Annotated in this window: 25 protein-coding genes; 14 read left to right on the top strand and 11 right to left on the bottom strand. The window is 72.3% G+C overall.

The features are described from left to right. Positions 1 to 97: 97 nt before the first annotated feature. Positions 98 to 259 carry a hypothetical protein gene (locus tag ACLQ24_RS09350; protein WP_425890445.1) on the top strand — a complete coding sequence of 54 codons (162 nt, stop codon included), beginning with the start codon at positions 98 to 100 and terminating at the stop codon, positions 257 to 259. Beyond that, positions 259 to 2,220, top strand: coding sequence for a copper-translocating P-type ATPase (locus tag ACLQ24_RS09345; RefSeq protein ID WP_425890443.1), 1,962 nt, complete (start codon positions 259 to 261; stop codon positions 2,218 to 2,220). Before ACLQ24_RS09350 ends, ACLQ24_RS09345 begins: the two co-directional genes overlap by 1 nt. A gap of 4 nt (positions 2,221 to 2,224) precedes the next feature. On the opposite strand, the gene ACLQ24_RS09340 is transcribed toward ACLQ24_RS09345, so the two are convergent. Beyond that, positions 2,225 to 2,521: a metal-sensitive transcriptional regulator gene (locus ACLQ24_RS09340; protein ID WP_007454936.1), complete on the bottom strand. Its 297-nt coding sequence runs from the start codon at positions 2,519 to 2,521 to the stop codon at positions 2,225 to 2,227. Between the two features lie 95 nt (positions 2,522 to 2,616). Here ACLQ24_RS09340 and ACLQ24_RS09335 point away from each other — a divergent pair, with 95 nt between their 5' ends. The 3 genes from ACLQ24_RS09335 to ACLQ24_RS09325 all read left to right on the top strand — a co-directional run bounded on the left by ACLQ24_RS09335 (position 2,617) and on the right by ACLQ24_RS09325 (position 5,336). Continuing rightward, positions 2,617 to 2,829, top strand: coding sequence for a heavy-metal-associated domain-containing protein (locus ACLQ24_RS09335; protein ID WP_425890441.1), 213 nt, complete (start codon positions 2,617 to 2,619; stop codon positions 2,827 to 2,829). A 12-nt stretch (positions 2,830 to 2,841) separates the two neighbouring features. After that, positions 2,842 to 5,088 carry a heavy metal translocating P-type ATPase gene (locus ACLQ24_RS09330; protein ID WP_425890440.1) on the top strand — a complete coding sequence of 749 codons (2,247 nt, stop codon included), beginning with the start codon at positions 2,842 to 2,844 and terminating at the stop codon, positions 5,086 to 5,088. Positions 5,089 to 5,162: 74 nt separating this feature from the next. Next, positions 5,163 to 5,336, top strand: a complete 174-nt coding sequence (locus ACLQ24_RS09325) for a CsbD family protein (RefSeq protein ID WP_425890438.1) — start codon at positions 5,163 to 5,165, stop codon at positions 5,334 to 5,336. Between the two features lie 163 nt (positions 5,337 to 5,499). On the opposite strand, the gene ACLQ24_RS09320 is transcribed toward ACLQ24_RS09325, so the two are convergent. The 8 genes from ACLQ24_RS09320 to ACLQ24_RS09285 all read right to left on the bottom strand — a co-directional run bounded on the left by ACLQ24_RS09320 (position 5,500) and on the right by ACLQ24_RS09285 (position 12,166). Continuing rightward, a complete protein-coding gene (locus ACLQ24_RS09320) occupies positions 5,500 to 6,753 on the bottom strand; it encodes an RNA polymerase sigma factor (protein WP_425890436.1) in 1,254 nt (417 codons plus the stop codon). Further along, entirely contained in the window at positions 6,750 to 7,106 is a 357-nt protein-coding gene (locus ACLQ24_RS09315; protein ID WP_425890480.1) for a YciI family protein, read from the bottom strand. The genes ACLQ24_RS09320 and ACLQ24_RS09315 overlap by 4 nt, the downstream gene beginning before the upstream one ends. A 148-nt stretch (positions 7,107 to 7,254) precedes the next feature. Then, on the bottom strand, positions 7,255 to 8,499 hold the full coding sequence (locus tag ACLQ24_RS09310; protein ID WP_425890434.1) for a DUF2786 domain-containing protein: 1,245 nt from the start codon (positions 8,497 to 8,499) through the stop codon (positions 7,255 to 7,257). 189 nt (positions 8,500 to 8,688) lie between these two features. Beyond that, positions 8,689 to 8,895: a hypothetical protein gene (locus ACLQ24_RS09305; RefSeq protein WP_425890432.1), complete on the bottom strand. Its 207-nt coding sequence runs from the start codon at positions 8,893 to 8,895 to the stop codon at positions 8,689 to 8,691. Positions 8,896 to 8,984: 89 nt separating this feature from the next. Further along, positions 8,985 to 10,112, bottom strand: a complete 1,128-nt coding sequence (locus ACLQ24_RS09300) for a CaiB/BaiF CoA transferase family protein (RefSeq protein WP_425890430.1) — start codon at positions 10,110 to 10,112, stop codon at positions 8,985 to 8,987. Then, a complete protein-coding gene (locus ACLQ24_RS09295; RefSeq protein WP_425890428.1) occupies positions 10,109 to 10,645 on the bottom strand; it encodes a hypothetical protein in 537 nt (178 codons plus the stop codon). The genes ACLQ24_RS09300 and ACLQ24_RS09295 overlap by 4 nt, the downstream gene beginning before the upstream one ends. Then, a complete protein-coding gene (locus tag ACLQ24_RS09290) occupies positions 10,635 to 11,795 on the bottom strand; it encodes an acyl-CoA dehydrogenase family protein (RefSeq protein ID WP_425890427.1) in 1,161 nt (386 codons plus the stop codon). Before ACLQ24_RS09290 ends, ACLQ24_RS09295 begins: the two co-directional genes overlap by 11 nt. A 155-nt stretch (positions 11,796 to 11,950) precedes the next feature. After that, complete coding sequence (locus ACLQ24_RS09285; RefSeq protein ID WP_355235119.1) at positions 11,951 to 12,166, bottom strand: helix-turn-helix transcriptional regulator; 216 nt, start codon at positions 12,164 to 12,166, stop codon at positions 11,951 to 11,953. Between the two features lie 137 nt (positions 12,167 to 12,303). Between ACLQ24_RS09285 and ACLQ24_RS09280 the strand changes: the two genes are divergently transcribed. Beyond that, positions 12,304 to 12,561, top strand: a complete 258-nt coding sequence (locus ACLQ24_RS09280) for a hypothetical protein (RefSeq protein WP_425890425.1) — start codon at positions 12,304 to 12,306, stop codon at positions 12,559 to 12,561. Positions 12,562 to 12,689: 128 nt separating this feature from the next. Here the strand turns inward: ACLQ24_RS09280 and ACLQ24_RS09275 are convergent, their stop codons facing one another. After that, positions 12,690 to 13,844, bottom strand: a complete 1,155-nt coding sequence (locus tag ACLQ24_RS09275; RefSeq protein WP_425890423.1) for a peptidoglycan recognition protein family protein — start codon at positions 13,842 to 13,844, stop codon at positions 12,690 to 12,692. Between the two features lie 227 nt (positions 13,845 to 14,071). On the opposite strand from ACLQ24_RS09275, the gene ACLQ24_RS09270 reads away from it, so the two are divergent. After that, a complete protein-coding gene (locus tag ACLQ24_RS09270; protein ID WP_425890421.1) occupies positions 14,072 to 14,725 on the top strand; it encodes a TetR/AcrR family transcriptional regulator in 654 nt (217 codons plus the stop codon). A gap of 98 nt (positions 14,726 to 14,823) precedes the next feature. Here the strand turns inward: ACLQ24_RS09270 and ACLQ24_RS09265 are convergent, their stop codons facing one another. Next, the gene (locus tag ACLQ24_RS09265; protein WP_425890419.1) at positions 14,824 to 15,804 is read right to left on the bottom strand and encodes a zf-HC2 domain-containing protein; all 981 of its coding nucleotides are present in this window, start codon (positions 15,802 to 15,804) and stop codon (positions 14,824 to 14,826) included. A gap of 24 nt (positions 15,805 to 15,828) precedes the next feature. On the opposite strand from ACLQ24_RS09265, the gene ACLQ24_RS09260 reads away from it, so the two are divergent. The 7 genes from ACLQ24_RS09260 (at position 15,829) to ACLQ24_RS09230 (ending at position 25,469) form a co-directional block, all read left to right on the top strand. Next, positions 15,829 to 16,869, top strand: coding sequence for a TRM11 family SAM-dependent methyltransferase (locus tag ACLQ24_RS09260; RefSeq protein ID WP_425890417.1), 1,041 nt, complete (start codon positions 15,829 to 15,831; stop codon positions 16,867 to 16,869). A 467-nt stretch (positions 16,870 to 17,336) separates the two neighbouring features. Beyond that, the gene (kdpF, locus tag ACLQ24_RS09255) at positions 17,337 to 17,426 is read left to right on the top strand and encodes a K(+)-transporting ATPase subunit F (protein ID WP_425890415.1); all 90 of its coding nucleotides are present in this window, start codon (positions 17,337 to 17,339) and stop codon (positions 17,424 to 17,426) included. Beyond that, positions 17,426 to 19,081, top strand: a complete 1,656-nt coding sequence (kdpA, locus tag ACLQ24_RS09250; RefSeq protein ID WP_425890413.1) for a potassium-transporting ATPase subunit KdpA — start codon at positions 17,426 to 17,428, stop codon at positions 19,079 to 19,081. The genes kdpF and kdpA overlap by 1 nt, the downstream gene beginning before the upstream one ends. Positions 19,082 to 19,101: 20 nt before the next feature. After that, on the top strand, positions 19,102 to 21,285 hold the full coding sequence (kdpB, locus tag ACLQ24_RS09245) for a potassium-transporting ATPase subunit KdpB (protein WP_425890412.1): 2,184 nt from the start codon (positions 19,102 to 19,104) through the stop codon (positions 21,283 to 21,285). Beyond that, entirely contained in the window at positions 21,285 to 22,166 is an 882-nt protein-coding gene (locus tag ACLQ24_RS09240) for a potassium-transporting ATPase subunit C (protein ID WP_425890410.1), read from the top strand. The genes kdpB and ACLQ24_RS09240 overlap by 1 nt, the downstream gene beginning before the upstream one ends. 73 nt (positions 22,167 to 22,239) lie before the next feature. Then, a complete protein-coding gene (locus ACLQ24_RS09235) occupies positions 22,240 to 24,792 on the top strand; it encodes a DUF4118 domain-containing protein (RefSeq protein ID WP_425890408.1) in 2,553 nt (850 codons plus the stop codon). Continuing rightward, a complete protein-coding gene (locus tag ACLQ24_RS09230; protein WP_425890406.1) occupies positions 24,789 to 25,469 on the top strand; it encodes a response regulator in 681 nt (226 codons plus the stop codon). Before ACLQ24_RS09235 ends, ACLQ24_RS09230 begins: the two co-directional genes overlap by 4 nt. Positions 25,470 to 25,596: the final 127 nt, after the last annotated feature.

The raw sequence follows: 25,596 nt of genomic DNA, 5'->3' as shown, positions 1-25,596 counted from the left end.
TCATCGTCGCAAGATGCTAACCAGTGCGCCGGGGCGCCGCAGATCGTGGCGGAGTGTCGGACGCGCGAACCGCTGACGCTGCCCCGACCGGCGCGCGATGGTGGAGTCATGCCCGCGCCGCCGCCCGACCCCGGACCACCCGCCGATCACCGCCAGCACGCCGAGCCGACCGGGCGCGGCCAACACGCTGGGCGCGGCCAACACGCTGGGCGCGGCCAACACGCTGGGCGCGGCCAACACGCTGGGCACGACCCGGTGATGTTCCGTCGCCGGTTCTGGGTCTGTCTGGTGCTCACCGTGCCGGTGGTGCTGACAAGTCATCTGGTGATGGACCGGCTCGGACTCCGGCTGGACGTACCGGGTCGCTCCTGGGTGGGGCCGGTGCTCGGCTCGGTGGTGTTCCTCTGGGGTGGCTGGCCGTTCCTGGTCGGCGCGGTACGCGAGGTGCGCGATCGCGCACCGGGCATGATGCTGCTGGTCGCGATGGCGATCACCGTGGCGTACGCCGCGTCGCTGGCGACCAGCCTGGATGCCTTCGACCTGGACTTCTGGTGGGAGCTGGCGGCGCTGGTCACCATCATGCTGCTGGGTCACTGGCAGGAGATGAAGGCCATCGGGCAGGCCCACGGGGCGCTGGCGGCGCTGGCGGCCCTGTTGCCCGACGAGGCCGAGCGTGTGGCGGCGGACGGGCAGGTCGAGCGCGTGCCGGTCGACGCGCTGCGGGTGGGCGACGTGGCGCTGGTCCGGCCCGGTGGCCGGGTACCGGCCGACGGCCGGATCGTCGACGGCGATGCCGAGTTGGACGAATCGATGATCACGGGCGAGTCGCGTCCGGTCGCCCGGTCGGTGGGCGACCGGGTGGTGGCCGGCACGGTCGCCACCGACTCGGCGATCCGGGTCCGGTTCAAGGCGCTGGGCGACCAGACCGCGCTCGCGGGCATCCAGCGCATGGTCGCGGAGGCGCAACGTTCGGGCGGGCAGGCCCAACTGCTCGCCGACCGGTTCGCCGCCGCGCTGTTCTACGTGGCCACCGGTACCGCCGTGCTCACCCTGGTGGTCTGGATCGCGCTCGGCGAGCCCGACCAGGCGGTGGTGCGTACCGTCACCGTTCTGGTGATCGCCTGCCCGCACGCGCTCGGCCTGGCCATCCCGCTCGTCGTCGCGCTCTCCACGGCCCTGGCGGCGCGGGGCGGGATCCTGGTCAAGGACCGGGTGGCGTTGGAGCGTATGCGGACCGTCGACGCGGTGCTCTTCGACAAGACCGGTACGCTGACCCGGGGTGAGCACGTGGTCACCGACCTGGTGACGAGTCCCGGCGTGGGGCGGGACGAGGCGTTGCGGATCGCCGCCGGTGTCGAGTCCGACAGCGAGCATCCGCTGGCCCGGGCGATCGTGGCGGCGGCCGGGCCGGGTGGCCCGGCGCGGGCCGTCGACTTCCGGTCGCTGCCGGGCCGTGGTGTACGGGCCACCATCGACGGTACGGAGTACGCGGTGGGCGGGCCGGCCCTGCTGCGGGAGCGGGGTGGGCCGCTGCCGGACGACCTGCGGGAGGCGACCGGGCGCTGGTCGTCGGGCGGTGCCGTGGTGCTGTATCTCCTGCGGCTGCCGGACACCGTGCTCGGGGCGTTCGCGCTCACCGACGAGGTACGTCCGGAGGCCCGGCAGGCCATCGCCGAGCTGCGGGCCGACGGCGTCCGCACCCTCGCCATGATCACCGGCGACGCGCGGTCGGTGGCCGAGTCGGTGGCCGCCGACCTCGGTTTCCGGGCTGGCGTGGACGAGGTCTTCGCCGAGGTGCTGCCGGCCGACAAGGACAGCCGGGTGGCGGAACTCCAGCGGCGCGGGCTGACCGTGGCGATGGTCGGCGACGGGGTGAACGACGCGCCGGCGCTGGCCCGTGCGGACGTGGGCATCGCGATCGGGGCGGGGACCGACGTGGCGATCGAGTCCGCCCAGGTGGTGCTGGCGTCGTCCGACCCGCGCGGCGTCGGCGCCGTGGTCCGGCTCTCCCGGGCGTCGTACCGCAAGATGCGGCAGAACCTGGCCTGGGCCGCGAGCTACAACGTGGTGGCGCTGCCACTGGCGGCCGGGGTGCTCGCCTGGGCCGGGGTGGCGCTGAGCCCGGCGTTGGCGGCGGTGCTGATGTCCGCGTCCACCATCGTGGTGGCGCTCAACGCCCAGTTGCTGCGTCGGGTACGACTCGACCCGCAGCGGGAGTGACGGCTCAGCCGCGCTTCATGAGCCGACCGACGGCCGCCATCATCTCGGTGGCCATCTCGTCGGCCCGGCCCTCGGCCGCACCCTCGTGCATGCAGTGCCGGGCGTGCCCGTCGAGCAGGCCCAGGGCGACCTTGTCGAGCGCGGCCTGGATCGCCGAGATCTGGGTGAGCACGTCGATGCAGTAGCGGTCCTCGTCGACCATCTTCTCGATGCCCCGGACCTGCCCCTCCACACGGCGGAGCCGCGCGAGCAGCTGGTCCTTGCTGGCGGTGTATCCGCGGATCGGGGTGGGTGCGGTCATGGCGACGAGGATAGCGTACCCCTGGGGGGTATGGTAACGTCCCTTCCTGGCGGGATACCCCCACCGGGTACCGGTACTACGAGAGGAGACGTTCGATGGTCGACACGACGTACCAGGTGCGGGGCATGACCTGCGGGCACTGCGTCAACGCGGTCAGCGCCGAGGTGGGCGCGATCGCGGGCGTCCGCGACGTACGGGTCGATCTCGCCACCGGCCGGGTCACCGTCAGCAGCGAGCAGCCCGTGGACACCGAGGCCGTCCGGGCCGCGGTCGACGAGGCCGGCTACGACCTCGTCGAGCACAACTGACGGGACCAGACGATGACCACCACCAGCAGACCACTGCCCGAGGCGCCGAACCGGATCGAACTGGCGATCGGGGGGATGACCTGCACCGCGTGCGCCGCGCGGGTCGAGAAGAAGCTCAACCGGATGGACGGGGTCAGCGCCACCGTCAACTACGCCACCGAGAAGGCGACCGTCCGGTACGCCGACGACGTCACTCCGGACGACCTGATCGAGACCGTCCAGAAGACCGGCTACACGGCGGCGCTGCCGGCCCCGGCGACCGTCGAGCCGCCGGTGGACCCGCTGCGGGGTCCGCGTACCCGGCTGTGGGTCTCGGCCGTCCTGAGCGTGCCGGTGGTCCTGCTGGCCATGGTGCCGCCCTGGCAGTTCGACTACTGGCAGTGGCTCTCGCTGACCCTGGCCGCTCCGGTGGTCGTCTGGGGTGGGTTGCCGTTCCACCGCGCGGCGTGGACCAACCTGCGGCACGGCGCGGCCACCATGGACACGCTGGTGTCGCTGGGCACGCTCGCCGCGTTCGGATGGTCGCTCTGGGCGCTCTTCCTCGGTGACGCCGGCATGCCCGGCATGACCCACCCGTTCCGCTTCGCCATCACCCGCACCGACGGCGCCGGCAACATCTACCTGGAGGCCGCCGCCGGGGTCACCGTGTTCATCCTGGCCGGTCGCTACTTCGAGGCCCGGTCCAAGCGGACCGCCGGCGCGGCCCTGCGCGCCCTTCTCGAACTCGGCGCGAAGGAGGTGGCGGTGCTGCGGGACGGGGCGGAGAGCCTGATCCCGGTGGACCGGCTCGTCGTCGGTGACCGGTTCGTGGTCCGCCCCGGCGAGAAGATCGCCACCGACGGTGTGGTCGACGAGGGTACGTCCGCCGTCGACGCCAGCATGTTGACCGGCGAGTCGGTGCCGGTCGAGGTCGCCCCCGGCGACGCCGTGGTCGGTGCCACGATCAACGCCGGCGGTCGGCTGGTCGTCACCGCCACCCGGGTCGGCGCGGACACCCAACTGGCTCGGATGGCCGACCTGGTCGAGCAGGCGCAGAGCGGCAAGGCGGCCGTGCAGCGGCTGGCCGATCGGATCTCCGGGGTGTTCGTGCCGGTCGTCATCGCCCTGGCCGTGGGCACCCTCGGTTGGTGGCTCGGTACCGGCGCCGGCCCGACCGCCGCGTTCACCGCTGCCGTGGCCGTGTTGATCATCGCCTGCCCGTGCGCCCTGGGCCTGGCCACCCCGACCGCGTTGCTGGTGGGCACCGGTCGAGGCGCCCAGCTCGGTGTGCTGATAAAGGGGCCGGAGGTGCTGGAGTCGACCCGTCGGGTGGACACCGTCGTGCTGGACAAGACGGGCACCGTGACGACCGGCCGGATGACCCTGGTGGACGTGGTGCCGGCCAGCGGAGAGGACCGGGCGGAGCTGCTCCGGCTCTCCGGGGCGGTGGAGGCCGCCTCCGAGCACCCGATCGCCCGGGCCGTCGCCGCAGGTGCCGCCGAGGCGGGCGAGCTGCCCCCGGTGACCGGCTTCGCCAACCTCGAAGGGCTGGGCGTGACCGGCACGGTCGAGGAACGGGTCGTGCTGCTCGGTCGGGTCCGGCTGCTGCGCGAACGAGGTGTCGACGTACCGCCGGAGGTCGAGTGGGCCGTGCGGGACGCGGAGGCCGCGGGTCGTACGGCGATCGTCGCGGGCTGGGACGGGCGGGCCCGGGGCGTACTCGCGGTCGCCGACGTGGTGCGGCCGACGAGCCGGGCGGCCGTGGCGCGACTGCGCGCGATGGGGCTCACTCCGGTCCTGTTGACCGGCGACAACACCACCGTGGCCCGGGCGGTCGCCGCCGAGGTGGGTGTGGACGAGGTCATCGCCGAGGTGCTGCCGACCGGCAAGGTCGACGTGGTCAAGCGGCTCCAGGCGCAGGGGCGGTCGGTGGCGATGGTCGGTGACGGCGTCAACGACGCGCCGGCGCTGGCCCAGGCCGACCTCGGGCTCGCCATGGGCACCGGCACCGACGTGGCGATCGAGGCGTCCGACCTCACCCTCGTCCGGGGCGATCTGGACGCCGCGGTGGACGCCATCCGGCTGTCCCGGCGCACGCTCGGCATCATCCGGGGCAACCTGTTCTGGGCGTTCGGCTACAACGTGGCGGCCCTGCCGCTGGCCGCCGCCGGGCTGCTCAACCCGATGATCGCCGGTGCCACCATGGCGTTCTCCTCGGTCTTCGTGGTGGCCAACAGCCTGCGGCTGCGCCGCTTCCGTTCGGCCGCTGTCGACAGGTGACGGCGGAAATGGTTGGACCGGCCGCGACGGGGGTACCTCTGACGTCGTAGCGATGCTTGCGATGGAGGTTGGCAATGGGATTCGACGACAAGATCAATAACGCCACCGAGGACGCGGCCGGCAAGCTGAAGGAAGGCGCCGGTCGGGCCACCGACAACGAGCAGTTCGAGGCCGAGGGTCGCGCCGACCAGTCCACGGCCAAGCTCAAGCAGGCCGGCGAGAAGATCAAGGACGCTTTCAAGAGCTGACGTACGACGTAACCCGCACGCCGGGCCGGTGACCATCACCGGCTCGGCGTGCTGTGTGTGCGGAACCTTCCGGCGACCCTGAGATCCCTGGTCGACGTCGTCGTTCCGGCCTGGGGCGCGAGCTGCCCGGCGGTCGACGTGTGACGGGCGGGCGGCGCGGCGCTCACTGCCGCGCCGCCAGCCGGGCGGCGCGCAGCTCCAGGTACCGCTGCTCGGGCAGGCTCGTGGTGCCGCGCGCCGCCGCCAGGTACGCCTCCCGCGCCGCGGCCGGCTCGCCGGCCAGCTCCAGCAGGTGCGCCCGGACGGCCGCGAGCCGGTGGTGCCCGGCCGTGCGCTCGTCGGCGTCCAACGGGGTGAGCAGGGCGAGCCCGGCCCGGGGTCCGTCCACCATGGCGACCGCGACCGCCTGGTTGAGCGTGACCAGCGGGTTCGGGGCGATCCGACCCAGCAGGCGGTAGAGCGCGACGATCTGCCGCCAGTCTGTCTCCGCCGCCGTCGACGCCTCCGCGTGCACGGCGGCGATGGCCGCCTGAAGCTGGTACGGCCCGGGCGGCGACCAGGTCAACGCCTCGGTTATCAGCGTGATCCCCTCCGCGATGGCGGCCGCGTCCCACCGGGAGCGGTCCTGCTCGGTCAGCGGCACCAGCTCCCCGTCCGGGCCCACCCGTGCCGCCCGGTGCGCGTCGGTGAGCAGCATCAGCGCCAGCAGCCCGGTCACCTCGCCGTCGTCGGGCAGCAGCCCGTGCAGGATGCGGCCCAGCCGGATCGCCTCGGTGGTCAGCTCGGCCCGGCGCAGGTCCGGTCCGCTCGACGCGGTGTACCCCTCGTTGAAGATCAGGTAGAGCACCCGCAGCACCGTTCGCAGCCGCTCCTCCCGCTCGGCCGGTCCGGGCATCGCGAACCGGCCACCGGCCGCCTCGATCCGCTGCTTGGCCCGCCGGATGCGCTGACTCATCGTCGCCTCCGGCACCAGGTGCGCCCGGGCGATCTGGGCGGTGCTGAGACCGCCCACCGCGCGCAGCGTGAGCGCCACCTGCGCCGACCCGGCCAGCGCCGGATGACAGCAGAGGAACAGCAGGGTCAGGGTGTCGTCCGCGTCCGGCACCGCCGGCTGGACGTCCGCCGGTGGTGCCACCTGGGCGTACGCCGGCTCGCGCAGCGCCACCGCGACCTCGCGCTCCCGCCGGGCGCTCTCGCTGCGCCACTCGTCGGTGAGCCGGCGGGTCGCCACGGTGAGCAGCCAGGCGCGCGGGTTGTCCGGTACGCCCTGCCCGGGCCACTGCGTCGCGGCGGCGAGCAGCGCCTCCTGGACCGCGTCCTCGCACCTGTCGAACTGGCCGTGCCGGCGGACCAGCAGGCCGAGGACCTGCGGCGCGAGTGTGCGCAGCAGATCCTCGACCGTCCGGTCGTCGGTCACATCTCCGTCCCGGCCTCGTCCATGATCGGGCGGACCTCCATCGCGCCGCCGAAGCGCACGTCCGGCCAGCGTGCGGCGATCTCGGCGGCCCGCTGGGGACTGTCGCAGTCCACGGCCAGGTAGCCGGCGAACTGCTCCTTGCTCTCCATGAACGGCCCGTCGACGATCTCGGGGTGACCGCCGGCCAGCCGGACGGTCTGCGTCTGCGACGGGTCGGCCAGCGCCTGGCCGCCGATCAGCTCGCCGCTCTCGGTCAGCTCCTTCATGATCTCGTCGACCTCGCCGAACAGGGCGATGCGGTCCCTCTCGCTCAGCTCCTCGGTGAAGCCGGGCCGGTTCCAGATCAGCAACATGTACTTCACGGCGATGCTCCTCGGCTACTGGTCGCGCCCCGGCTGGGGGTGCGGCTCACCGGAGGGTCGGAGCCGCCACCCCGTTCCCTACCGCGTACCGAAGAAAATCGCAGAAACTTCCGGCGGTGGCGTTCCCACGCCGGACGGATCAGGGCCGGCCCGGCACCTGCCGAGGCTTCCGGCCGCCGCCGACGTCCAGGGACGCCCGGTCGGCGGCCGAGGTGCCGGACGACCAGCCTTCGGCGTCGCGCACGCTGAGCCGGTGCCGCGTGACACCGGGGAACAGGGTCTCCAGCCGTTCGCGGACCGCCTCGCCCCGCGCCGCGAGCACCGGCAACAGCCGATCCGACCCGGCGGCCGTCTGCCCCGCCGCCTCGGTGACCGCCTCGGTGGCGGCGGCCAGGCGCTCACCGATCCGCAGCGCGAACGCGTTCAGGAAGGACTCGTCCCACACCTTCGTCCGCCGGCCCGACCCCGGCCGACGCTCGGCACGCCCGCGCAGCATCGCGGCCGTGGCCTGCACCAGCAGCGAGGTGTAGAGCAGTTCCACCGCCACGAGATCAGCCGGCCACCCCAACACGGTCGTGAAGCCGAGGTCGTCCGACCAGACCGCCTCGCACCGGTTCGCCGCCGCCACCTCCTGCACCAGCAGCGCCTTCGCCCCCGCGTACGGGGTGTCGACGCCCAGGCGTACCCCGCTCGGCAGGTCGCCACGATCCGTGCCGGCGGCCAGCAGTGCCTCGTCGATACTGTGCCGGGCGATCAGCTCCTGCGCCTTGCCGGTCAACGCCTCCGCCTCGGCCGGGAAGGTGGTCGACTCCGCCTTCGCCAGCAGCGCGCGTACCCGGTCCAGCATCGGCGACCCGCTGCGGGCCGTACCGGCGGCGCGGGGGAGCGCCGTCCCGGTCGAGCCCGGCGGCGGGCGCAGCACGGCGATCGGCGGCAGGCTCTCCACCAGCGCGAGCACGTCGACCGCCGCGCGCAGCGCGTCGACCCGGTCCAGCCCCTCCTCGGCCATCCAGGCGGCCAGCAGGTCCCGGCCGCCGTTCCGGCCCGGGGCGGCCAGCGCGCGGAGCTGGTCGTCCCACCAGGCGGGGACCGGCTCGGCCTGCTCGCGTCGCTGCGCGGCCAGCGCGTCGCGGACCAGCCGGGCCGCTCGGGCGTCGAGCCGGCGAAGGGCGATCCGGTGTACGTCGATCGGCTGCCAGCCGCGCGGCCAGAGCTGCCCGAGGCCGCGGACCAGCCGGCGCGCCAGGGCGGCGTCCACCGCCGTGGCGCCGTCCGCCGCGCCGGTGCCGACCATGAGCCGGTCCAGGTGGCGTTCCGCCTGCCGTACGTCGGTGCCGCGCACCGCGGCCAGCGCGTCGGCGACGAGTTCGTCCGCGTCCGGCACCGGCACCTCCTCGGGTTGGGCTGCCCGGTCGGACCGCCCCTCTCATGATCATGCCGCCTCCGGCTTCTGGCACATGGAACGGGGATGTACGCCCGATGTTGTCCTCACTGTGGTGCGTCTCGGCTTGGTCGTTCAGCGGCTGGACGCCGTAGAGGATGCCGTTGACGTGGCCCTTCCACCAGTCCGTACTCATGCCAGCCTCGTGAAGAGTTCCGCGTTGGCGATGTCGGTCGCCTCGTGCGCGTCGGCGCTGAAGTCCAGGTCCCCGGCCGTCACCTCGGCCCGGCGGGCACGCTCGTCGGCCTGTGCCGCGACAGCGCCCGAGGTTTGGCCGAGCAGGCGCATCGCCTCTTCGAGCGAGCGACTCAGGCCGGACGGATCGGTCCCACTCGCCATGCTCGTCCCCCTCGGTCCGCGACCCACCGTCGGTGCACGACCGTATAAACGCGCCCCCCGTACGGCTGCCCCACAGGTCCGCCGTGGATCTACTGCCAGGCAGTCAGGATCTCCTCGACCGGTGCGACGTCCCGCTCCGGGTCGGGCGCCGGGATCGGCGGGCCTGCCGGCGTACGGTCGAAGCGTGGCGCCGGGGCAGGTTGGACGTCGCCGTCCACCTCGACGAACGTCCCCCGGGCCGTGTTGTGCGGGTGCCGGTGCGCGTCGCCGGGAGCGAGCACCGGTGCGACGCAGGCGTCCAGGTCGGCGAAGACCGCCGTCCACCGGTCCCGCGTCCGCTCGGCGAACCGTTCGGTGAACCGCCTCCGCAGTTCGTCCCAGCCGCTCGGGTCGTACTGGTGGGGCAGGTCCGCGTCGGCGAGGCCGAGGCCCGTCAGCAACTCGCCGTAGAAGGCCGGTTCCAGCGCCCCGACGGCCATGAAGCCACCGTCGGCAGTGGCGTACGTGTCGTAGAAGGGCGCTCCTCCGTCGAGCAGGTTCCGCCCGCGCGGCGCTGCCCAGAGGCCGGTGCCGAGTAGCCCGTGCAGGAACGAGGTGAGCAGCGCCGAACCATCCACCATGGCCGCGTCGACGACCTGGCCGAGGCCCGAGCGCTCCCGTTCCAGCAGCGCGGCCAGCATGCCCACGGCCAGCAGCATGCCACCGCCGGCGAAGTCACCGATCAGGTTCAAGGGCGCGTGTGGGCGCTCACCGGCCCGGCCCAGCGGTTCCAGCGCTCCGGCGACCGCGATGTAGTCGATGTCGTGGCCGGCCCGGGCGGCCAGCGGCCCCTCCTGACCCCATCCGGTCATCCGCGCGTACACCAGGCGGGGGTTGCGGTCCCGGCAGACGTCCGGGCCGAAGCCGAGCCGCTCGGCGACCCCCGGCCGGTACGCCTCGACGAGGACGTCCGCCCGGTCGACGAGGCGCAGCAGGTCCGCCACACCGGCCGGTGATTTCAGGTCCAGCGCGGTGATCCGCCGGCCGCGCTGCAACGGTCCCCTACTCGGCGCGGCCAGCCGACCGGCGCCCGGGCCGCCCGGCCGGTCGACGCGCACCACGTCGGCCCCGAGGTCGGCGAGCACCATGCAGCCGAACGGCGCTGGCGCGAGGCTGGCCAGTTCGACCACCCGCACCCCGGCCAGCGGCCCACCCCGCGAGGACCCGCCCGCCGTCACGCGACGCCGACCGGCTCGGTGGGACGGGAAGCGAGGCGGTCGACCAGGTCGCCGGGGGGTGTGAACCGGTCGCCGTAGCGGTCGGCCAACTCGGTGGCGCGGGCCGCGAAGCCGGCCGGGCCGCCCGCGTACTGCCGGACGTAGCGGATCACGCCGCCGGTCCAGGCGGGGAAGCCGATGCCGAAGATCGAGCCGATGTTGGCGTCGGTCTCGGTACGCGCGGCGGCGGAGTCGACCGCCTCCAACCCGGACGCGCAGAAGCGGTTGAGCTGCACCCCACCCACCTTGTCGGGCAGCCCGGCCAGCAGGGCGGCGGCCCCGGCCAGGTCGCCGCCCTGCTCGCCGATCGGCGTGACGATGCTCAGCAGCAGGTCCTCCAACCTGGCAACGTCCAGGCCGGGGTTGCGCTCGCGCAGCGCGTCGATCAGGCCGACCACCAGCGAGATCGGCTTGACCCCGTGCAGCGCGCCGGTGTCCCGGCCGCGTCCGCGCGGGGTGCGGACCGCGTCATAGACGTACGCCTCAGAGGGCACGGGCGATCAGCTCCTTCATGATCTCGTTGGTGCCGCCGTAGATCTTCTGCACGCGGGCGTCGGCGTACATCCGGGCGATCGGGTACTCCGTCGTGTAGCCGTAGCCCCCGAAGATCTGGAGGCACCGGTCGACGACCTCGCACTGCCCGTCGGTGAGCCACGACTTCGCCATCGCCGCCGTCGTCACGTCCAGGTCGCCACGCGTGTGCCGGACGACGCAGTCGTCCAGGAAGACCCGACTGACCCGGGTACGGGTGGCGCACTCGGCGAGCACCATCCGGGTGTTCTGGTGCCCCATCAGCGGCTTGCCGAAGGCGGTGCGTTCCTTGGCGTACGCGACGGTCAGCTCGACCGCCCGTTCCATGACCGCGACCGCGCCGACACCGATGACAAGGCGCTCCTGCGGAAGCTGCTGCATCAGCTGGACGAAGCCCAGCCCTTCGACGCCACCGAGCAGGTTGGTCGCCGGCGCCCGGAACTCGTCGAAGAACAGCTCGGCGGTGTCGTTGGCGTGCAGCCCGATCTTGGACAGCAGCCGGCCGCGACGGAACCCCTCGGGGTCGCCGCCCACCTCGCAGACCAGCAGGGAGATGCCGGAGGCCCGCTGCTCGGGGTCGGTCTTGACCGCCACGATGACGAGGTCGGCCAGGCCGCCGTTGGTGATGAACGTCTTCGCGCCGCTGACCAGGTAGTCGTCCTCGTCACGGGCCGCCCGCGTCCGCATCGCTTGTAGGTCCGAGCCGCCGTCCGGCTCGGTCATCGCGATCGCGCCCACCAGCTCACCGCTGCACAGGCCGGGGAGCCACCGCCGCTTCTGCTCCTCGCTGCCGTACGCGACGAGATAGCCGGTGACGATCCCACTGTGTACGGCCAGCCCGAGGCTGCCCTCCCCGACGTACGCCTGTTCGTGCAGCACGACGGCCTCGTGGGTGAAGTCGCCGCCACCGCCGCCGTACTCCTGCGGGACGGACAGGCCGAGCAGCCCCAGCTCACCGGCGCGCCGGTAGTGCTCGCGGTCCGGGTGCCCCTGCGCCAACAGGCGTTCGGTGTGCGGCAGCACCTCCTTGGTGAAGAAGGTGCGGGCCAACTCGGCCAGGTCGTCGTGTTCCGGTTCGCGCCAGGGCGAGGAGGAGCCGTCGGGCGTGGACATGTCCATCACCCTCGCGCCCTGTTGGCGGCATGTCAATAAGCCCTCGACGCGTTGATCGACTTCGGTTCCGTGAAGTCGGGCCGTCCGCCCGAGCGGGACACCCCGCCTTCACGGAAATCGAGCCGATCAAGTAGCCCGGCTGCGCCGCGGATCCGCTACTCGGCCTCGTCCCCGTCGGTGGGGCGGGGTGGGCGGTGCTCGGCGATCCACGCCTCCACGTCAGCACGCAGCCAGACCGTGGTGCCGTGCAGCCTCTGGAACGGCGCGGGGAAGGTCGGATAGCGGATGAGCTGGCGCATGCGGGTGCGGCTCACGCCGAGCAGCTCTTGCAGCTCGTGCGGACCGACCAGCGGACCCGGGACTTCACCCATCACCCGACGGTAGGGCGATCAGGCATGCCGAATTAGGTCTACCTACTTGCGCAGCTCTTCCGAATGGGTGAGGGTGAACGTGACGGTCCGAGAAGGGATCGGGCCGTGTGGGCGCGGTTCAGCGAGAGGCGGGCGCGATGGAGCAGGCGACGGAGTTGGCGTGGTTGCGGGAGCGGGTCGGGGGCCTGGAGACGGCGTTGCACTGCGCGCGGCGCGAGCTGTTCGACCTGCGGTGTCGACTGGCGTTGATCGGCCGGGTGGTGCAGGACGTCGACCGGGTGCAGCGCGCCCCGGGAGTCGCCGTCGGGGCGATCAACGCGGCGCTCTACTCCGAGATGTCAAACCTGCGGCACCTCGGCCGACACTTGGTCCGCCGCCGTCGACGGCTCCGGTGATCACTTGATGCTCACCAGTTGCCAGAGCGCTCGCTGAACTGGTGAGCATCAAGCGATCACTGGCCTGAGCGGGCGCACGCCCCACCGGATCCACCGGACGTCGATGGAACCGGTGGGGCGCGGGCGATCTAGCGCGGGTGCTTCGGCGGCGTCGGGAACTGCCTCAGCAGCACCGCCACCTCCTGGCGCAGAGCACCGAGGTAGGGGTGGAAGGCGTCGCCGGGGCACTCGGTCGGATCGGCCCCGATGGTCGCCCAGTCCCGGTGGCCGGAGATGACGTCGACCCTGCCACTCGCTCCGCTGACCGGGTTGACGTAGTCGGTCCGGCCGGCGGGGGCGAGCCGACCCGCGGCGGCGAGGCCCGCCAGGACGAACACCAGCGACCGGTGTGCCGCGGCGCTGGGCTGCTGGGACGTGAACCGGCCCAGCAGGCAGATGCCGATGTTGCCGGCGTTGTAACCACCGACGTGCGCCGCGTTGACCATGAGCGGCCGACCGTCGTTGCCGAGGCCCGGACCGTACACCGGAAGGGGTCCCGGGTCGGAGTAGCGGCCCTCGTAGATCCGTCCCGCCTCGTCGATCAGCAGGTGGTAGCCGATGTCGCCGAACTCCTGAAGGACGCACTGGTCGTAGTAGATGGCACGGACCGTCGCGGCCGGGTCCGGGTCCTCGTTGTGCTCGTACACGCCGCTGTGATGGACCGTCAGCGTCTGCACCGGGAAGAACTCGGCCGGCCACAGTTCACTGCCGTCCTCGGCGAAGCGGAGCGACTCGTCGGCGCCCCACCGCGACCGGGACAGGTACGTCGGCTTTCGGCCATCTCGTGGAACGGGAAGGCTGTTCGTCTGCGGGTTGACGACCGTCCGCCGGGGCCCGTCGACCATGTTCAGCTCGGCGACGGTGGCGTCGGAGCCGTCGGAGGTCTGGACCTCGTACGCGGTGGCGCCGTTGGCGACCACGACGTTGGAGCGGGCCGCCGCCGTGCCGCCGTCCCGGCCGTTCTGGCACGCGTTCAGCTCGAGCCAGTCGCTCCAACCCTTGCCGGTGCGCAGGCGTACCGCCGCCGACGGGCCACCGTGCCGGATGGACAGGTGGGTCAGCGGGATGGCCGGCGAGGTCACCACCGTTCTGCTCATCAGGCGACCGCGTGGGGCGGCCAGCGGCGACGTCACTTCGGTGGAGGTGGACGGCGCCGCTGTCGCGGACCCGGCGAACGTGCCGGCGGCCGACAGGCCCACCGCCGCGCCGGCCGCGCTGTAGAGGACTCGACGTCGAGAAACCAAGATTGTGCTCCCTTGCGTGATGCGCCAGGCGTCAGCCGGCATGCTGGCCGTCCGCCCGCGCCGTGGTGCCCTGGCCGGCCCTTGGGGCACACCGCCAGGATGGGGCTCGAAAGATACTAAAGCGGCACTCTGGACGATTGGTTTATTTCCAGGGGATAGTCGTGTCGACTGATTACTCGGGGTAATCAGCGGCGGCCGACCTGGCAGGTGCCACTAGGGTCGGGCAGATGAGTGTCGAGACCGCTCCTCGCCGTCGCCGGTTGGAGCCGGACGCCCGGCGTGGCCAGATCCTGGCCTGTGCGGTCCGGCTGTTCGGCGAACGGCCGTACGGGGACGTGTCGACCACCGACGTGGCCCGGGAGGCGGGCGTCGCGCGAGGGCTGGTCAACCACTACTTCGGCACGAAGAAGGACCTCTACCTGGAGGTCGTCCGGGTCATGGTGACCATTCCGGAGGTCGCCCTCGAACGGCTGCCCAAGGGTGATCTGCCGACACGGGTCGACGCCAGCGTCTCGTGGTTCCTCGACGTGGTGTCCCGGCACAGCACGTCGTGGTTGGCGGCGGTCACCGCGCGGGGGATGGGTGGCGATGCCGACGTGGAGCGGGTGCTCGCCGAGGCCGAGGAGGTCGCCGCGGATCGCATGCTGGTCGCCGTCGGGCTGGCCGGCGAGGCGGAGCACCGCGAGGAGCTGCGGGGCATGGTCCGGGCGTACGGGGGACTGGCCACGTCGACGGCCCGGGAGTGGCTCCAGCGCGGCGCGTTGACCCGCGCCCAGGTCCACCTGCTGCTCACCACCACGCTGCTGGCGATCGTCGAACAGGTCATCCCGCAGGTCATCGCCGCCGAGGAGCCGGCGCGCCCGGTCGACCCCCGCGCCTAGTCACCCACCCGGCAGCGGGCACGCCTCCGGGCGACGCCCGGCCGCGTAGCCCGCCTTCCGGGCGACGCCCGGCCGCGGCGCCGACGACCCTGCCCGGCTCAAGCGGCCCGACGGTCGTCGGCCCGACCGGCCTGCGCTGCCGGGGCGGCCCGATCGGTCCGCGCTGCCGGGGCGGCCTGACGGTCGTCGGCCCGATCGGTCTGCGCTGCCGGGGCGGCCCGATCGGTCTGCGCTGCCGGGGCGGCATGCCGGTCGGCGGCCTGCGCGGGGTACACCCCCGTGTTGACCACCCGCAGCGGCCGTTCGCCCTCGTCGGTGCCGAAACGCCAGCGCGACGGCGTCTGCTGCCGTTGCGGGGCTGGCCCGCCAGGACGCAGCCCGGGGCGGGACAGCAGCACAGTGATCAGGTAACCGAACACCAGGAAACCGTGGCTGACCAGCCGCTCCCCGCTCACCGACCCGGTGGCCACGTCGTTGACCGAGAGCAGCAGCAGCGTGCCGACGAACGCGCTGAGCATCGGCAGAAGGCCCGCCGGCGGGCTCCGGCGTACCGCCACGAAGAGGAAGCCGGCCCCGACCGCCACGTTCCAGGCGGCCGACTCGTGCCACAGGTGTTGGCCGGAGGCGTGCAGGTGGTCGGCGGTCGCTCCCCGGCCCACCTGGGCCAGGCCGAGCACCAACTGAACCGCGCCGAGCAGCCCGAGCGCCGCGCGCAGCCCGACGACCAGGGTGCCGCGTCCGGGCAGGTGGGGCCGCCACCGCGACCGGCTGGCCGGCGGCGTGTCACCGATGTCGGCGACCGCGCCGGCAGCGGCACCGCCGCCGATGGCGGCCAGGATCGCGTCGGTCCGGTCGGGGACGTCGGTGACCAATCGGGTACGAACGCGGCGTGTCACCGCCGCCGCCGTCGCGAACCAGGCCCGGCACTGGGCGCACTCGTCCAGGTGCCCCTGCGCCGCCGCCCGTTCGTCGGCGGTCTCCTCACCGTCCAACTGCGCGGACAGGACCTCCCGCCACTGCTCACACCCCATGTGTGGGTAGTCGGTCCGCAGGCCGCTCCGGTTCCCGGCGACCGTCACCCGTTGTGGAATACTCGCCCGATCATGACGCGCTACGGCCTGCTGATCCTGCCCGCCACCAACCGGGTGTACGCCCGCTCCGCCATCGACCTCACCCGCGCCGAGCTGGCGATATTCGGCCGATCGGCCCTCGACGGCCAGATCGGCGAGCTGGACACCGAGGTCGTCGGTGGTGCGACGTACGTCACGTTCGCAGGTAGCGGGCTGACCGAGCGGGACCTGGCCGTCCTGGGCAATCTCTCCGCCGGGTACGCGCTGTTCGAGATCGTCGGCGACCTACTGCGCCCGGTCGACTGGAGCCGGTTGGACCGCTACGACGACGACCTGCTCACCATCCAGAAGTACGCGGGCAAGACCAACGAGCAGTTCACCAAGCTGCTGCTCAACGTCACCCTGCTCGCGTCGGACTGGGCCGGCGAGCTGACCGACCGCCGGTTCCGGGTGCTCGACCCGCTCTGCGGTCGGGGCACCACCCTCAACCAGGCGCTGATGTACGGCTTCGACGCGGCCGGCATCGAGCGCGACCAGAAGGACGTCGAGGCGTACCGGGCGTTCGTCACCACCTGGTTGAAGCAGAAGCGCGTCAAGCACCGGGTGCTGGAGTCGGGGCCGGTGCGGCGGGAACGCAAGGTGGTCGGCCGGCGGGTACGCATCGAGTTGGCCCCGACCCGCGAGGAGCACAAGGCGGGCCGCACGCAGTTGCTGGACGTGGTCAACGCCGACACCACCCGCGCGGGCGAGTTCTTCCGGCCGGAAACGGTCGACCTCGTGGTCGCCGACGCCCCGTACGGCGTGCAGCACGGCAGTCGTACCGCCGATCAGGGTTTGTCGCGCGACCCGCTGGCACTGCTCGCGGACGCCGCGCCGGTCTGGGCCCGGCTGCTGCGCCCCGGCGGCGCGCTCGGGATCTCGTGGAACACCCACGTCGCGAGCCGCGACGACGCGGCGGCGGCGCTGGCCGACGCCGGCCTGACCGTGGTCGACGACGAGCCCTACCGCGCGCTGCGGCACCGGGTCGACCAGTCGATCATGCGTGACGTGCTGGTGGCCCGCCGCCCGGCCTGAACCGGCCCCGGATCTCCGCTCCGAGAGACGGGCCACCCGCCACCCGCCACCCGCCACCCGCCACCCGCCGACCGGCCCGCCGCCCGGCCCGGACCACTGTCCTTCGGCCCTTTGCTCTGCTTCAACCGGCGCAACAGTGTCGGTGCCTCGCTGTCGCCTCTGTTGAAGCAGCGCAAAGGGCGGACACCGACCCCTGGCCTCCCCGGCAGCCGCGCTCCTGTGCCGCATTTCGCCTGATCAGGCGCGCGTGTGAAAACCGCGTCAAGAAACGGTTCGTGGCCGTCATGGTCGCGTTATGACCCGTGCCGCGCGCCGGTTGCCGGGCTTTGCTTGCCGGGCGCGACCGGAAGGCGGTCGCGACGAACCTTTCCGGTAAGAGGAGTCAGCGTGTCTGACGTGGTGTTCGTGGTCCTCACGGTGGCGCTGTTCGCAGTGTTCGCCCTGGTGGTCCGGGCGGTGGAGAAGCTGTGAACGCGGCCAACGTCGTCGGTCTGGTGCTCGCGATCGTCCTGGGCGCGTTCCTGGTGTTCGCCCTGCTGTTCCCGGAGCGCTTCTGATGACCATGACAACAGCGGGCGTCATCTTCGTGTTGACGCTGGTGGCGGCCCTCGTCGCCGTCTACAAGCCGTTCGGCGACCACATGTTCCGGGCGGTCTCCGGGACGAAGCAGTCGCGCGTCGAGCGGGGGGTCTACCGCCTCGTCGGTGTCAACCCGACCGCCGAGCAGACCTGGGGCGTGTACGCCCGCAGCGTGCTGGCGTTCTCGGCCGTCTCGGTCCTGTTCCTGTACCTGTTCCAGCGGGTGCAGAACCACCTGTGGCTGTCGCTCGGGTTCGACCCGGTGGCGCCGCACGGCGCGTGGAACACCGCCGTGTCGTTCGTGACGAACACGAACTGGCAGTCGTACTCGGGTGAGTCGACGATGGGCCACCTGGTGCAGATGGCCGGTCTGGCCGTGCAGAACTTCGTCTCGGCGGCGGTCGGCATCGCGGTGGCGGTCGCGCTGGTCCGCGGCTTCGCCCGCAGTCGTACCGGTCAGCTCGGCAACTTCTGGGTCGACCTGACGCGGATCGTGCTGCGCATCCTGGTGCCGATCGCGGTGCTCGGCGCCATCGCGCTGATGCTCGGCGGGGTGGTGCAGAACCTCTCCGCCGGCACCGACGTGAGCACGCTGACCGGCGGCACCCAGACGATCACCGGTGGCCCGGTCGCGAGCCAGGAGGCGATCAAGGAGCTGGGCACCAACGGCGGCGGCTTCTACAACGTCAACAGCGCCCACCCGTTCGAGAACCCCACCACCTGGACGAACTGGCTGCAGATCTTCCTGAGCCTCCTGATCCCGTTCAGCCTGCCCCGGGTCTTCGGCCGGATGGTCGGGCAGAACCGGCAGGGCTACGCCATCGCCGCGGTGATGGGCATCCTCGCGTTCGCAAGCGTCGCCATCACCAACGTTTTCGAGCTGGCCGGCCACGGTACGGTGCCGCAGGCCGTCGGCGCGGCGATGGAGGGCAAAGAGGTGCGGTTCGACGTGTCGAACTCGGCCACCTTCGCCGCCGCCACCACGCTCACCTCGACCGGCGCGGTCAACTCGTTCCACGACTCGTTCACCTCGCTCGGCGGCATGATGACGATGGTCAACATGATGCTCGGCGAGGTCGCACCCGGCGGGACCGGTTCCGGCCTCTACGGCCTGCTGATCCTCGCGGTGATAACGGTCTTCGTGGCTGGCCTGATGGTGGGCCGCACACCCGAGTACCTGGGCAAGAAGATCGGCTCGCGGGAGATCAAGTTCGCCTCGCTGTACTTCCTGATCACGCCGATCCTGGTGCTCGTCGGCACGGCGGTCGCGTTCGCCACCGGTAACAACTCCACAGTGCTCAACGCCGGCCCGCACGGACTCTCCGAGGTGCTGTACGCGTTCACCTCGGCCAGCAACAACAACGGCTCCGCCTTCGGCGGCATCACGGTCAACACCACCTGGTGGGACACCGCGTTGGGGCTGTGCATGCTGCTGGGCCGGTTCCTGCCGCTCATCTTCGTGCTCGCGTTGGCCGGCTCACTGGCCCGCCAGGCACCGACCCCCGCGTCCGAGGGCACCCTGCCGACCCACCGACCGCTGTTCATCGGGATGGTCGTCGGCGTCACGGTCGTCCTCGTCGCGCTGACCTTCCTGCCCGCGCTCGCGCTCGGCCCGCTGGCAGAGGGGCTCTGACCACCATGAGGAACGAGGACATGTCCGTGACATCCGGGCAAATCGTCGCCGGAGCCGACCAGGGCAACCGGATCGGCGGGGGCCTGCTCGACCCCACACAGTTGATCCGGTCCCTGCCGGACGCCGTACGCAAGCTCAACCCCGCCACCCTGTGGCGCAACCCGGTGATGCTGATCGTGGAGGTCGGCGCGGCCTTCACCACCGTCCTGGCGGTGACCGATCCGTCGGTGTTCGCCTGGGCGATCACCGTCTGGCTCTGGCTGACCGTCGTCTTCGCCAACCTGGCCGAGGCGGTCGCCGAGGGTCGGGGCAAGGCCCAGGCCGCCACGCTGCGGCAGGCGAAGAAGGACACCATCGCCACCCGGCTGGTCGACTGGAAGCCGGGCGCGCGGGCCAACACCTACCGCGACGAGGCGGTGGCCGCGCCGGAGCTGCGCCAGGGCGACATCGTGCTCATCGAGGCCGGCGGGATCATCCCGGGCGACGGCGACATCGTCGAGGGCATCGCCAGCGTCGACGAGTCGGCCATCACCGGTGAGTCGGCCCCGGTCATCCGGGAGTCCGGCGGCGACCGCAGCGCGGTCACCGGCGGCACCAAGGTGCTCTCCGACCGGATCATCGTGAAGATCACCCAGAAGCCGGGGGAGAGCTTCATCGACCGCATGATCGCCCTGGTCGAGGGTGCCAACCGGCAGAAGACGCCGAACGAGATCGCGCTGAACATCCTGCTCGCCGCGCTCACGGTCATCTTCCTGCTGGCCGTGGTCACCCTCCAGCCGATGGCGATCTTCTCCAAGGCGTACCAGGCCGCCGCGCCGGACAGCGGTGCGATCACCGGCTCCGGCGTGACCGGTGTCGTGCTCGTCTCGCTGCTGGTCTGCCTGATTCCCACCACCATCGGCGCGCTGCTGTCGGCCATCGGCATCGCCGGCATGGACCGCCTGGTCCAGCGCAATGTGCTGGCGATGAGCGGTCGGGCCGTCGAGGCTGCCGGCGACGTCAACACCCTGCTGCTGGACAAGACCGGCACCATCACGCTCGGCAACCGGCAGGCCGCCGAGTTCGTACCGGTCGAGGGGGTCGACGCCGCGACCGTGGCCGACGCCGCCCAGCTCTCCAGCCTGGCCGACGAGACCCCGGAGGGGCGCTCGGTCGTCGTGCTGGCGAAGAACGAGTTCGGACTGCGCGAACGCGAGCCCGGCGTCATGCCGCACGCCATCTTCGTACCGTTCACCGCGCAGACCCGGATGAGCGGCGTCGACCTGACACCGGACGCCAGCGTCGACGGCGGCGCGGTGGGCACGGCCCGCCGGGTCCGCAAGGGCGCCGCCGCCGCGGTCATGAAGTGGGTACGCGAGAACGGCGGCCACCCCACCGAGCAGGTCGGCGAGATCGTGGACGCCATCAGCGGCACCGGCGGCACCCCGCTGGTGGTCGCCGAGCACGTCGACGGTGAGCCGGCCCGCGCCCTGGGCGTCATCCACCTCAAGGACGTCGTCAAGTCCGGCATGCGCGAGCGGTTCGACGAGATGCGCCGGATGGGCATCCGGACCGTGATGATCACCGGCGACAACCCGCGCACCGCGAAGGCCATCGCCGACGAGGCCGGGGTGGACGACTTCCTGGCCGAGGCGACACCGGAGGACAAGCTCGCGCTGATCAAGCGGGAGCAGGAGGGCGGCCGGCTGGTCGCGATGACCGGTGACGGCACCAACGACGCGCCGGCACTCGCCCAGGCCGACGTCGGGGTGGCCATGAACACCGGCACGTCGGCCGCCAAGGAGGCCGGCAACATGGTCGACCTCGACTCCGACCCGACCAAGCTGATCGAGATCGTGGAGATCGGCAAACAGTTGCTGATCACCCGTGGAGCGCTGACCACGTTCAGCATCTCCAACGACATCGCGAAGTACTTCGCGATCATCCCGGCCATGTTCGCCGGCCTCTACCCGAGCCTGGACACGCTGAACATCATGCGGCTGGCCAGCCCGGAGTCGGCGATCCTGTCCGCCGTCATCTTCAACGCCCTGGTGATCATCGCGCTGATCCCGCTCGCCCTGCGCGGCGTGCGGTACCGGCCGGCCGCCGCGTCGAAGCTGCTCAGCCGCAACCTGCTGGTGTACGGGCTGGGCGGCATCATCGTGCCGTTCATCGGGATCAAGCTCATCGACCTGCTCATCCAGTTCGTCCCGGGGATTTCGTGATGCGTCTACCCACCTGGATCGCCCAACACCTCGCCGCCCTGCGCGCCCTGCTCGTCTTCACGGTGCTGCTCGGCCTGGCCTACCCACTGGCCCTGGTCGCGCTCGGTCAGCTACCCGGCCTCCACCACAAGGCCGACGGCTCGCTGATCACGTCGGGCGGGACGACTGTCGGCAGCTCGCTGATCGGCCAGTCCTTCACCGACGCGGACGGTAACCCCGTACCCCGCTACTTCCAGTCCCGTCCGTCGGCCGCCGGCGACGGCTACGACCCGACGTCCACCTCGGCCAGCAACCTCGGCCCGGAGAGCGTGGTCGACGCCATCGCCACCGACCCGGAGGAGTCCAGCGAGAGCCTGCTCACCCAGGTGTGCGGGCGCAGCAAGGCCGTCGGCGAGCTGAACGCCGTCGACGGCCGCCGCCCCTACTGCACCGCCGACGGAGTGGGTGCCGTGCTCGCCGTCTTCCGCGCCGATGGTCTGACCGGCCCGGTCACCCGGGTGGTCAGCGTCAACCAGGTCGCCCCGGCCACACCGTTCGTCACCTCGTACCAGGGGGTGACTGTGGAGCTGGCCAGGCCCGGCGAGGACTACGTCGCCGCCGGCGGAGTCATCACCCCGATCCGGGGCGACGCGCCGGCCGACCCGGCGGTGCCCGCCGACGCGGTCACCGCCAGCGGCAGCGGCCTCGACCCGCAGATCAGCCCGGCGTACGCCGAGGTGCAGGTCAACCGGGTCGCCCGGGAACGCGGCGCGGACCCGGCGGCGATCCGCAAGCTCGTCGAGGAGCACACCGGCGGGCGTGGGCTCGGGTTCATGGGCGAGCCCGGCGTCAACGTGCTGGAACTCAACATCGCCCTCGACAAGCGGTTCGCCGCGCGCTGAGGACCCTGGCGGGCGGGGCCGCGCTGACCGGGCGCGGCTCCGCCCGCCACGTTGACCAGGGAGGATGGTTCCCGTGCCACGCGGAGAACTGCGCATCTATCTCGGGGCCGCACCCGGCGTCGGCAAGACGTACGCCGTGTTGGAGGAGGCCCAGCGGCGGGCCGCGCGCGGCACCGACGTGGTGATCGGCTTCGTGGAGACCCACGGCCGGCAGCACACCGTCGCCATGATCGGCGACCTGGAGCAGGTGCCCCGCCGCGCGATGGAGTACCGGGGCGTCGAGTTCACCGAGATGGACGTGGACGCGGTGCTGGCCCGCCGGCCGCAGATCGCGGTCGTCGACGAGCTGGCGCACAGCAACGTGCCCGGCTCCCGGCACGACAAGCGCTGGCAGGACGTCCAGGAGCTGCTGGACGCGGGGATCGACGTGCTGTCCACGGTCAACGTGCAGCACCTGGAATCCGTGAACGACGTCGTCGCCCAGATCACCGGCACCATGCAGCGGGAGACCGTACCGGACGAGATCGTCCGCGCGGCTGAGCAGGTCGAGCTGGTCGACATGACCCCGGAGGCGCTACGTCGCCGGATGGCGCACGGCAACATCTACCGACCCGACAAGATCGACGCCGCGCTCGGCAACTACTTCCGGGTCGGCAACCTCACCGCGCTGCGCGAGCTGGCGCTGCTCTGGCTGGCCGACAAGGTCGACGAGCAGCTCGACAGGTACCGCAGCCAGCAGGGCATCGCCGCCACCTGGGAGGCCCGCGAACGCGTCGTGGTGGCGCTGACCGGCGGCCCGGAGGGCGAGACGTTGATCCGCCGGGCGGCCCGGGTCGCGGCCCGCAGCAAGGGCGCCGACCTGCTCGCCGTGCACGTGGCCCGCAGCGACGGCCTGGCCGGCGCCGACCCGGCCCAGCTCGCCCGCCAACGGGTGCTCGTCGAGAGCCTGGGCGGCACGTACCACCAGGTGCTCGGCACCGACGTGCCGGCCGCGCTGCTCGACTTCGCCCAGGCCGTGAACGCCACCCAGTTGGTGCTCGGGGCCAGCCGGCGGGGTCGATTCGCGCAGATCTTCGCCCGGGGCGTGGGGGTGACCACCACCGCCCTCTCCGGCTCGATCGACGTACACCTGGTCACCCACAAGCAGGCCGGCAAGGGCCGGCGGGCGGCGGCGGTGCCGGCGGCGCTGTCCCGCCGTCGTCGACTGCTCGGCTTCGGCCTGGCGGTGCTCGGCATGCCCCTGCTCACGCTGCTGCTCAAGACCCTGCCCGACCTGACGCTGACCAACGACATCCTGCTCTTCCTGGCCGGGGTGGTCGGGGTCGCGCTGGTCGGCGGGGTGTGGCCGGGGCTGGTCGCCGCGCTCGGTGGTTCGCTGCTGCTCAACTGGTTCTTCACCCCGCCGTACCGCACCCTGACCATCGCCGAGGCCGACAACCTGCTCGCGCTCGCCGTCTTCGTCGGGGTGGCCCTCGCGGTGAGCTGGATCGTCGACGTGGCCGCCCGGCGTACCCGCGAGGCCGCGCGGGCCGCCGCCGACGCGCAGACCCTCGCCGCCGTCGCCGGCGGCGTGCTGCGCGGCGAACGCCCGCTGCCCGCTCTGCTGGACCAGCTCCGCGAGACCTTCGGGCTGCGCGCGGTGAGCCTGCTGGAGCTGGCCGAGGAGGCCAGCGGCCGCCCCGCCCGGGCCCGCGAGGAGCGCGCCTGGTGCGTCGTGGCCAGCGTCGGTGAGCAGCCGGCCTGCACACCCGACGACGGTGAGACCGCGGTACCCGTCGACGAGCGGATCACCGTCGTGCTCAGCGGCCGGCGGTTGGAGGCCGCCGACCGGCGGATCGTCGAGGCGTTCGCCGCCCAGGCCGCTGTCGCGCTGCGCCAGGAACGGCTCGCCGAGGAGGCCGCCACCGCCCGGCCCCTCGCCGAGGCCGACCGGATGCGCACCGCGCTGCTCGCGGCGGTCAGCCACGACCTGCGTACGCCCCTGGCGTCGGCGAAGGCGGCGGTGACCAGCCTGCGCAGTCACGACGTCGAGTTCGACGAGGCCGACCGCGAAGAACTGCTGGAGACCGCCGAGGAGTCGCTGGACCGCCTCGCCCGACTGGTCGCCAACCTGCTCGACATGAGCCGCCTCCAGGCCGGCGCCCTGGGCATCGCCACCACCGCGATCGGCCTGGAGGACGCCGTACCCCTGGCCCTGGACGAACTTGGCCCGGCGGCCGCGACCGTCGCGACGGACATTCCGGCCGACCTGCCGGCCGCCACCGCGGACCCGGGCCTGCTGGAACGGGTGCTGGTCAACGTCATCGCCAACGCGCTGCGCTACAGCCCGCCCGGCCAGCCGCCCACGATCACCGCCAGCGCTCACGCCGGCCAGGTGGAGCTGCGGGTCATCGACCGGGGTCCGGGCATCCCGGAAGACCAGTGGGAGCACGTCTTCCTGCCGTTCCAACGCCTCGGTGACCGGGACAACCAGACTGGCGTCGGCCTCGGCCTCGCCCTGTCCCGGGGGTTGGCCGAGGCGATGGGTGGCAGCATCACCCCGGAGACCACGCCCGGCGGTGGGCTCACCATGGTGCTGCGGCTGCCCGCCGCGGCGCAGACCAGCCCGGAGGAGCCGCAGGAATGACGCGCATCCTGGTCGTCGACGACGAACCGCAGATCCTGCGGGCCCTGCGGATCAACCTGCGCGCCCGCCGGTACGACGTGGACGTCGCCGCCACCGGGGCCGCCGCGTTGAAAGCCGCCGCCAGCCACCCACCGGACCTGGTGGTCCTCGACCTCGGCCTGCCCGACCTCGACGGTGTGGAGGTGATCCGCGGCCTGCGCGGCTGGACCGCCGTGCCGATCATCGTGCTCTCCGGCCGGGCGGGCAGCGAGGACAAGGTCGCCGCGCTCGACGCGGGCGCCGACGACTACGTCACGAAGCCGTTCGGGGTGGAGGAGTTGCTGGCCCGCATCCGCGCGGTGACCCGGCGGCTCAGCGCGCCCAGCGAGGCCGTGCCGGCGCTGCGGATCGGCCGGCACATCGTCGACCTGGCCGACCACCGCGTGTGGCGCGACGACGACACCGAGGTCAAGCTGACCCCCACGCAGTGGAGCGTGCTGGAGAAGCTGCTGCGCCATCCCGGCAAGCTGGTCAGCCAACGCCAGCTCCTCCAGGAGGTGTGGGGGCCGGAATACCAGAACGAGACCAACTATTTGCGGCAGTACCTGGCCCAGCTCCGGCGAAAGTTGGAGGACGATCCGGCCCGTCCCCGCCACCTCATCACCGAACCGGGCATGGGCTACCGCTACCGTCCCTGACCCGTTGACACCGGCCGACAGAGATTGAAGAATCTCGTACCGCAGCGGCAGCGGCGTGCTTCTGTAACCGTTCCCGCCGCTTACCTGCGGCAACCGCCGCTTACCTGCGGCAACCGCCGCGTCGCTG

Origin of the sequence: Micromonospora sp. DT4 (assembly GCF_049841675.1) — a bacterium.
In the GTDB taxonomy this organism is placed as follows: domain Bacteria; phylum Actinomycetota; class Actinomycetes; order Mycobacteriales; family Micromonosporaceae; genus Micromonospora.
Note: the sequence above shows the minus strand (reverse complement) of the source record. Positions and strands in the feature narration are given on the sequence as shown.

Excerpts from the sequence above, each read along its gene's own strand:
- ACLQ24_RS09230 (WP_425890406.1), top strand. The coding sequence starts at position 24,789 with ATGACGCGCATCCTGGTCGTCGACGACGAACCGCAGATCCTGCGGGCC.
- ACLQ24_RS09240 (WP_425890410.1), top strand. The coding sequence starts at position 21,285 with ATGCGTCTACCCACCTGGATCGCCCAACACCTCGCCGCCCTGCGCGCC.
- kdpB (WP_425890412.1), top strand. The coding sequence starts at position 19,102 with ATGTCCGTGACATCCGGGCAAATCGTCGCCGGAGCCGACCAGGGCAAC.
- ACLQ24_RS09315 (WP_425890480.1), bottom strand. The coding sequence starts at position 7,106 with ATGTTGCTGATCTGGAACCGGCCCGGCTTCACCGAGGAGCTGAGCGAG.
- ACLQ24_RS09330 (WP_425890440.1), top strand. The coding sequence starts at position 2,842 with ATGACCACCACCAGCAGACCACTGCCCGAGGCGCCGAACCGGATCGAA.
- ACLQ24_RS09325 (WP_425890438.1), top strand. The coding sequence starts at position 5,163 with ATGGGATTCGACGACAAGATCAATAACGCCACCGAGGACGCGGCCGGC.
- kdpA (WP_425890413.1), top strand. The coding sequence starts at position 17,426 with ATGACCATGACAACAGCGGGCGTCATCTTCGTGTTGACGCTGGTGGCG.
- ACLQ24_RS09280 (WP_425890425.1), top strand. The coding sequence starts at position 12,304 with ATGGAGCAGGCGACGGAGTTGGCGTGGTTGCGGGAGCGGGTCGGGGGC.
- ACLQ24_RS09305 (WP_425890432.1), bottom strand. The coding sequence starts at position 8,895 with ATGGCGAGTGGGACCGATCCGTCCGGCCTGAGTCGCTCGCTCGAAGAG.
- ACLQ24_RS09340 (WP_007454936.1), bottom strand. The coding sequence starts at position 2,521 with ATGACCGCACCCACCCCGATCCGCGGATACACCGCCAGCAAGGACCAG.
- ACLQ24_RS09335 (WP_425890441.1), top strand. The coding sequence starts at position 2,617 with ATGGTCGACACGACGTACCAGGTGCGGGGCATGACCTGCGGGCACTGC.
- ACLQ24_RS09350 (WP_425890445.1), top strand. The coding sequence starts at position 98 with ATGGTGGAGTCATGCCCGCGCCGCCGCCCGACCCCGGACCACCCGCCG.
- ACLQ24_RS09290 (WP_425890427.1), bottom strand. The coding sequence starts at position 11,795 with ATGTCCACGCCCGACGGCTCCTCCTCGCCCTGGCGCGAACCGGAACAC.
- ACLQ24_RS09270 (WP_425890421.1), top strand. The coding sequence starts at position 14,072 with ATGAGTGTCGAGACCGCTCCTCGCCGTCGCCGGTTGGAGCCGGACGCC.
- ACLQ24_RS09345 (WP_425890443.1), top strand. The coding sequence starts at position 259 with ATGTTCCGTCGCCGGTTCTGGGTCTGTCTGGTGCTCACCGTGCCGGTG.
- ACLQ24_RS09260 (WP_425890417.1), top strand. The coding sequence starts at position 15,829 with ATGACGCGCTACGGCCTGCTGATCCTGCCCGCCACCAACCGGGTGTAC.
- ACLQ24_RS09285 (WP_355235119.1), bottom strand. The coding sequence starts at position 12,166 with ATGGGTGAAGTCCCGGGTCCGCTGGTCGGTCCGCACGAGCTGCAAGAG.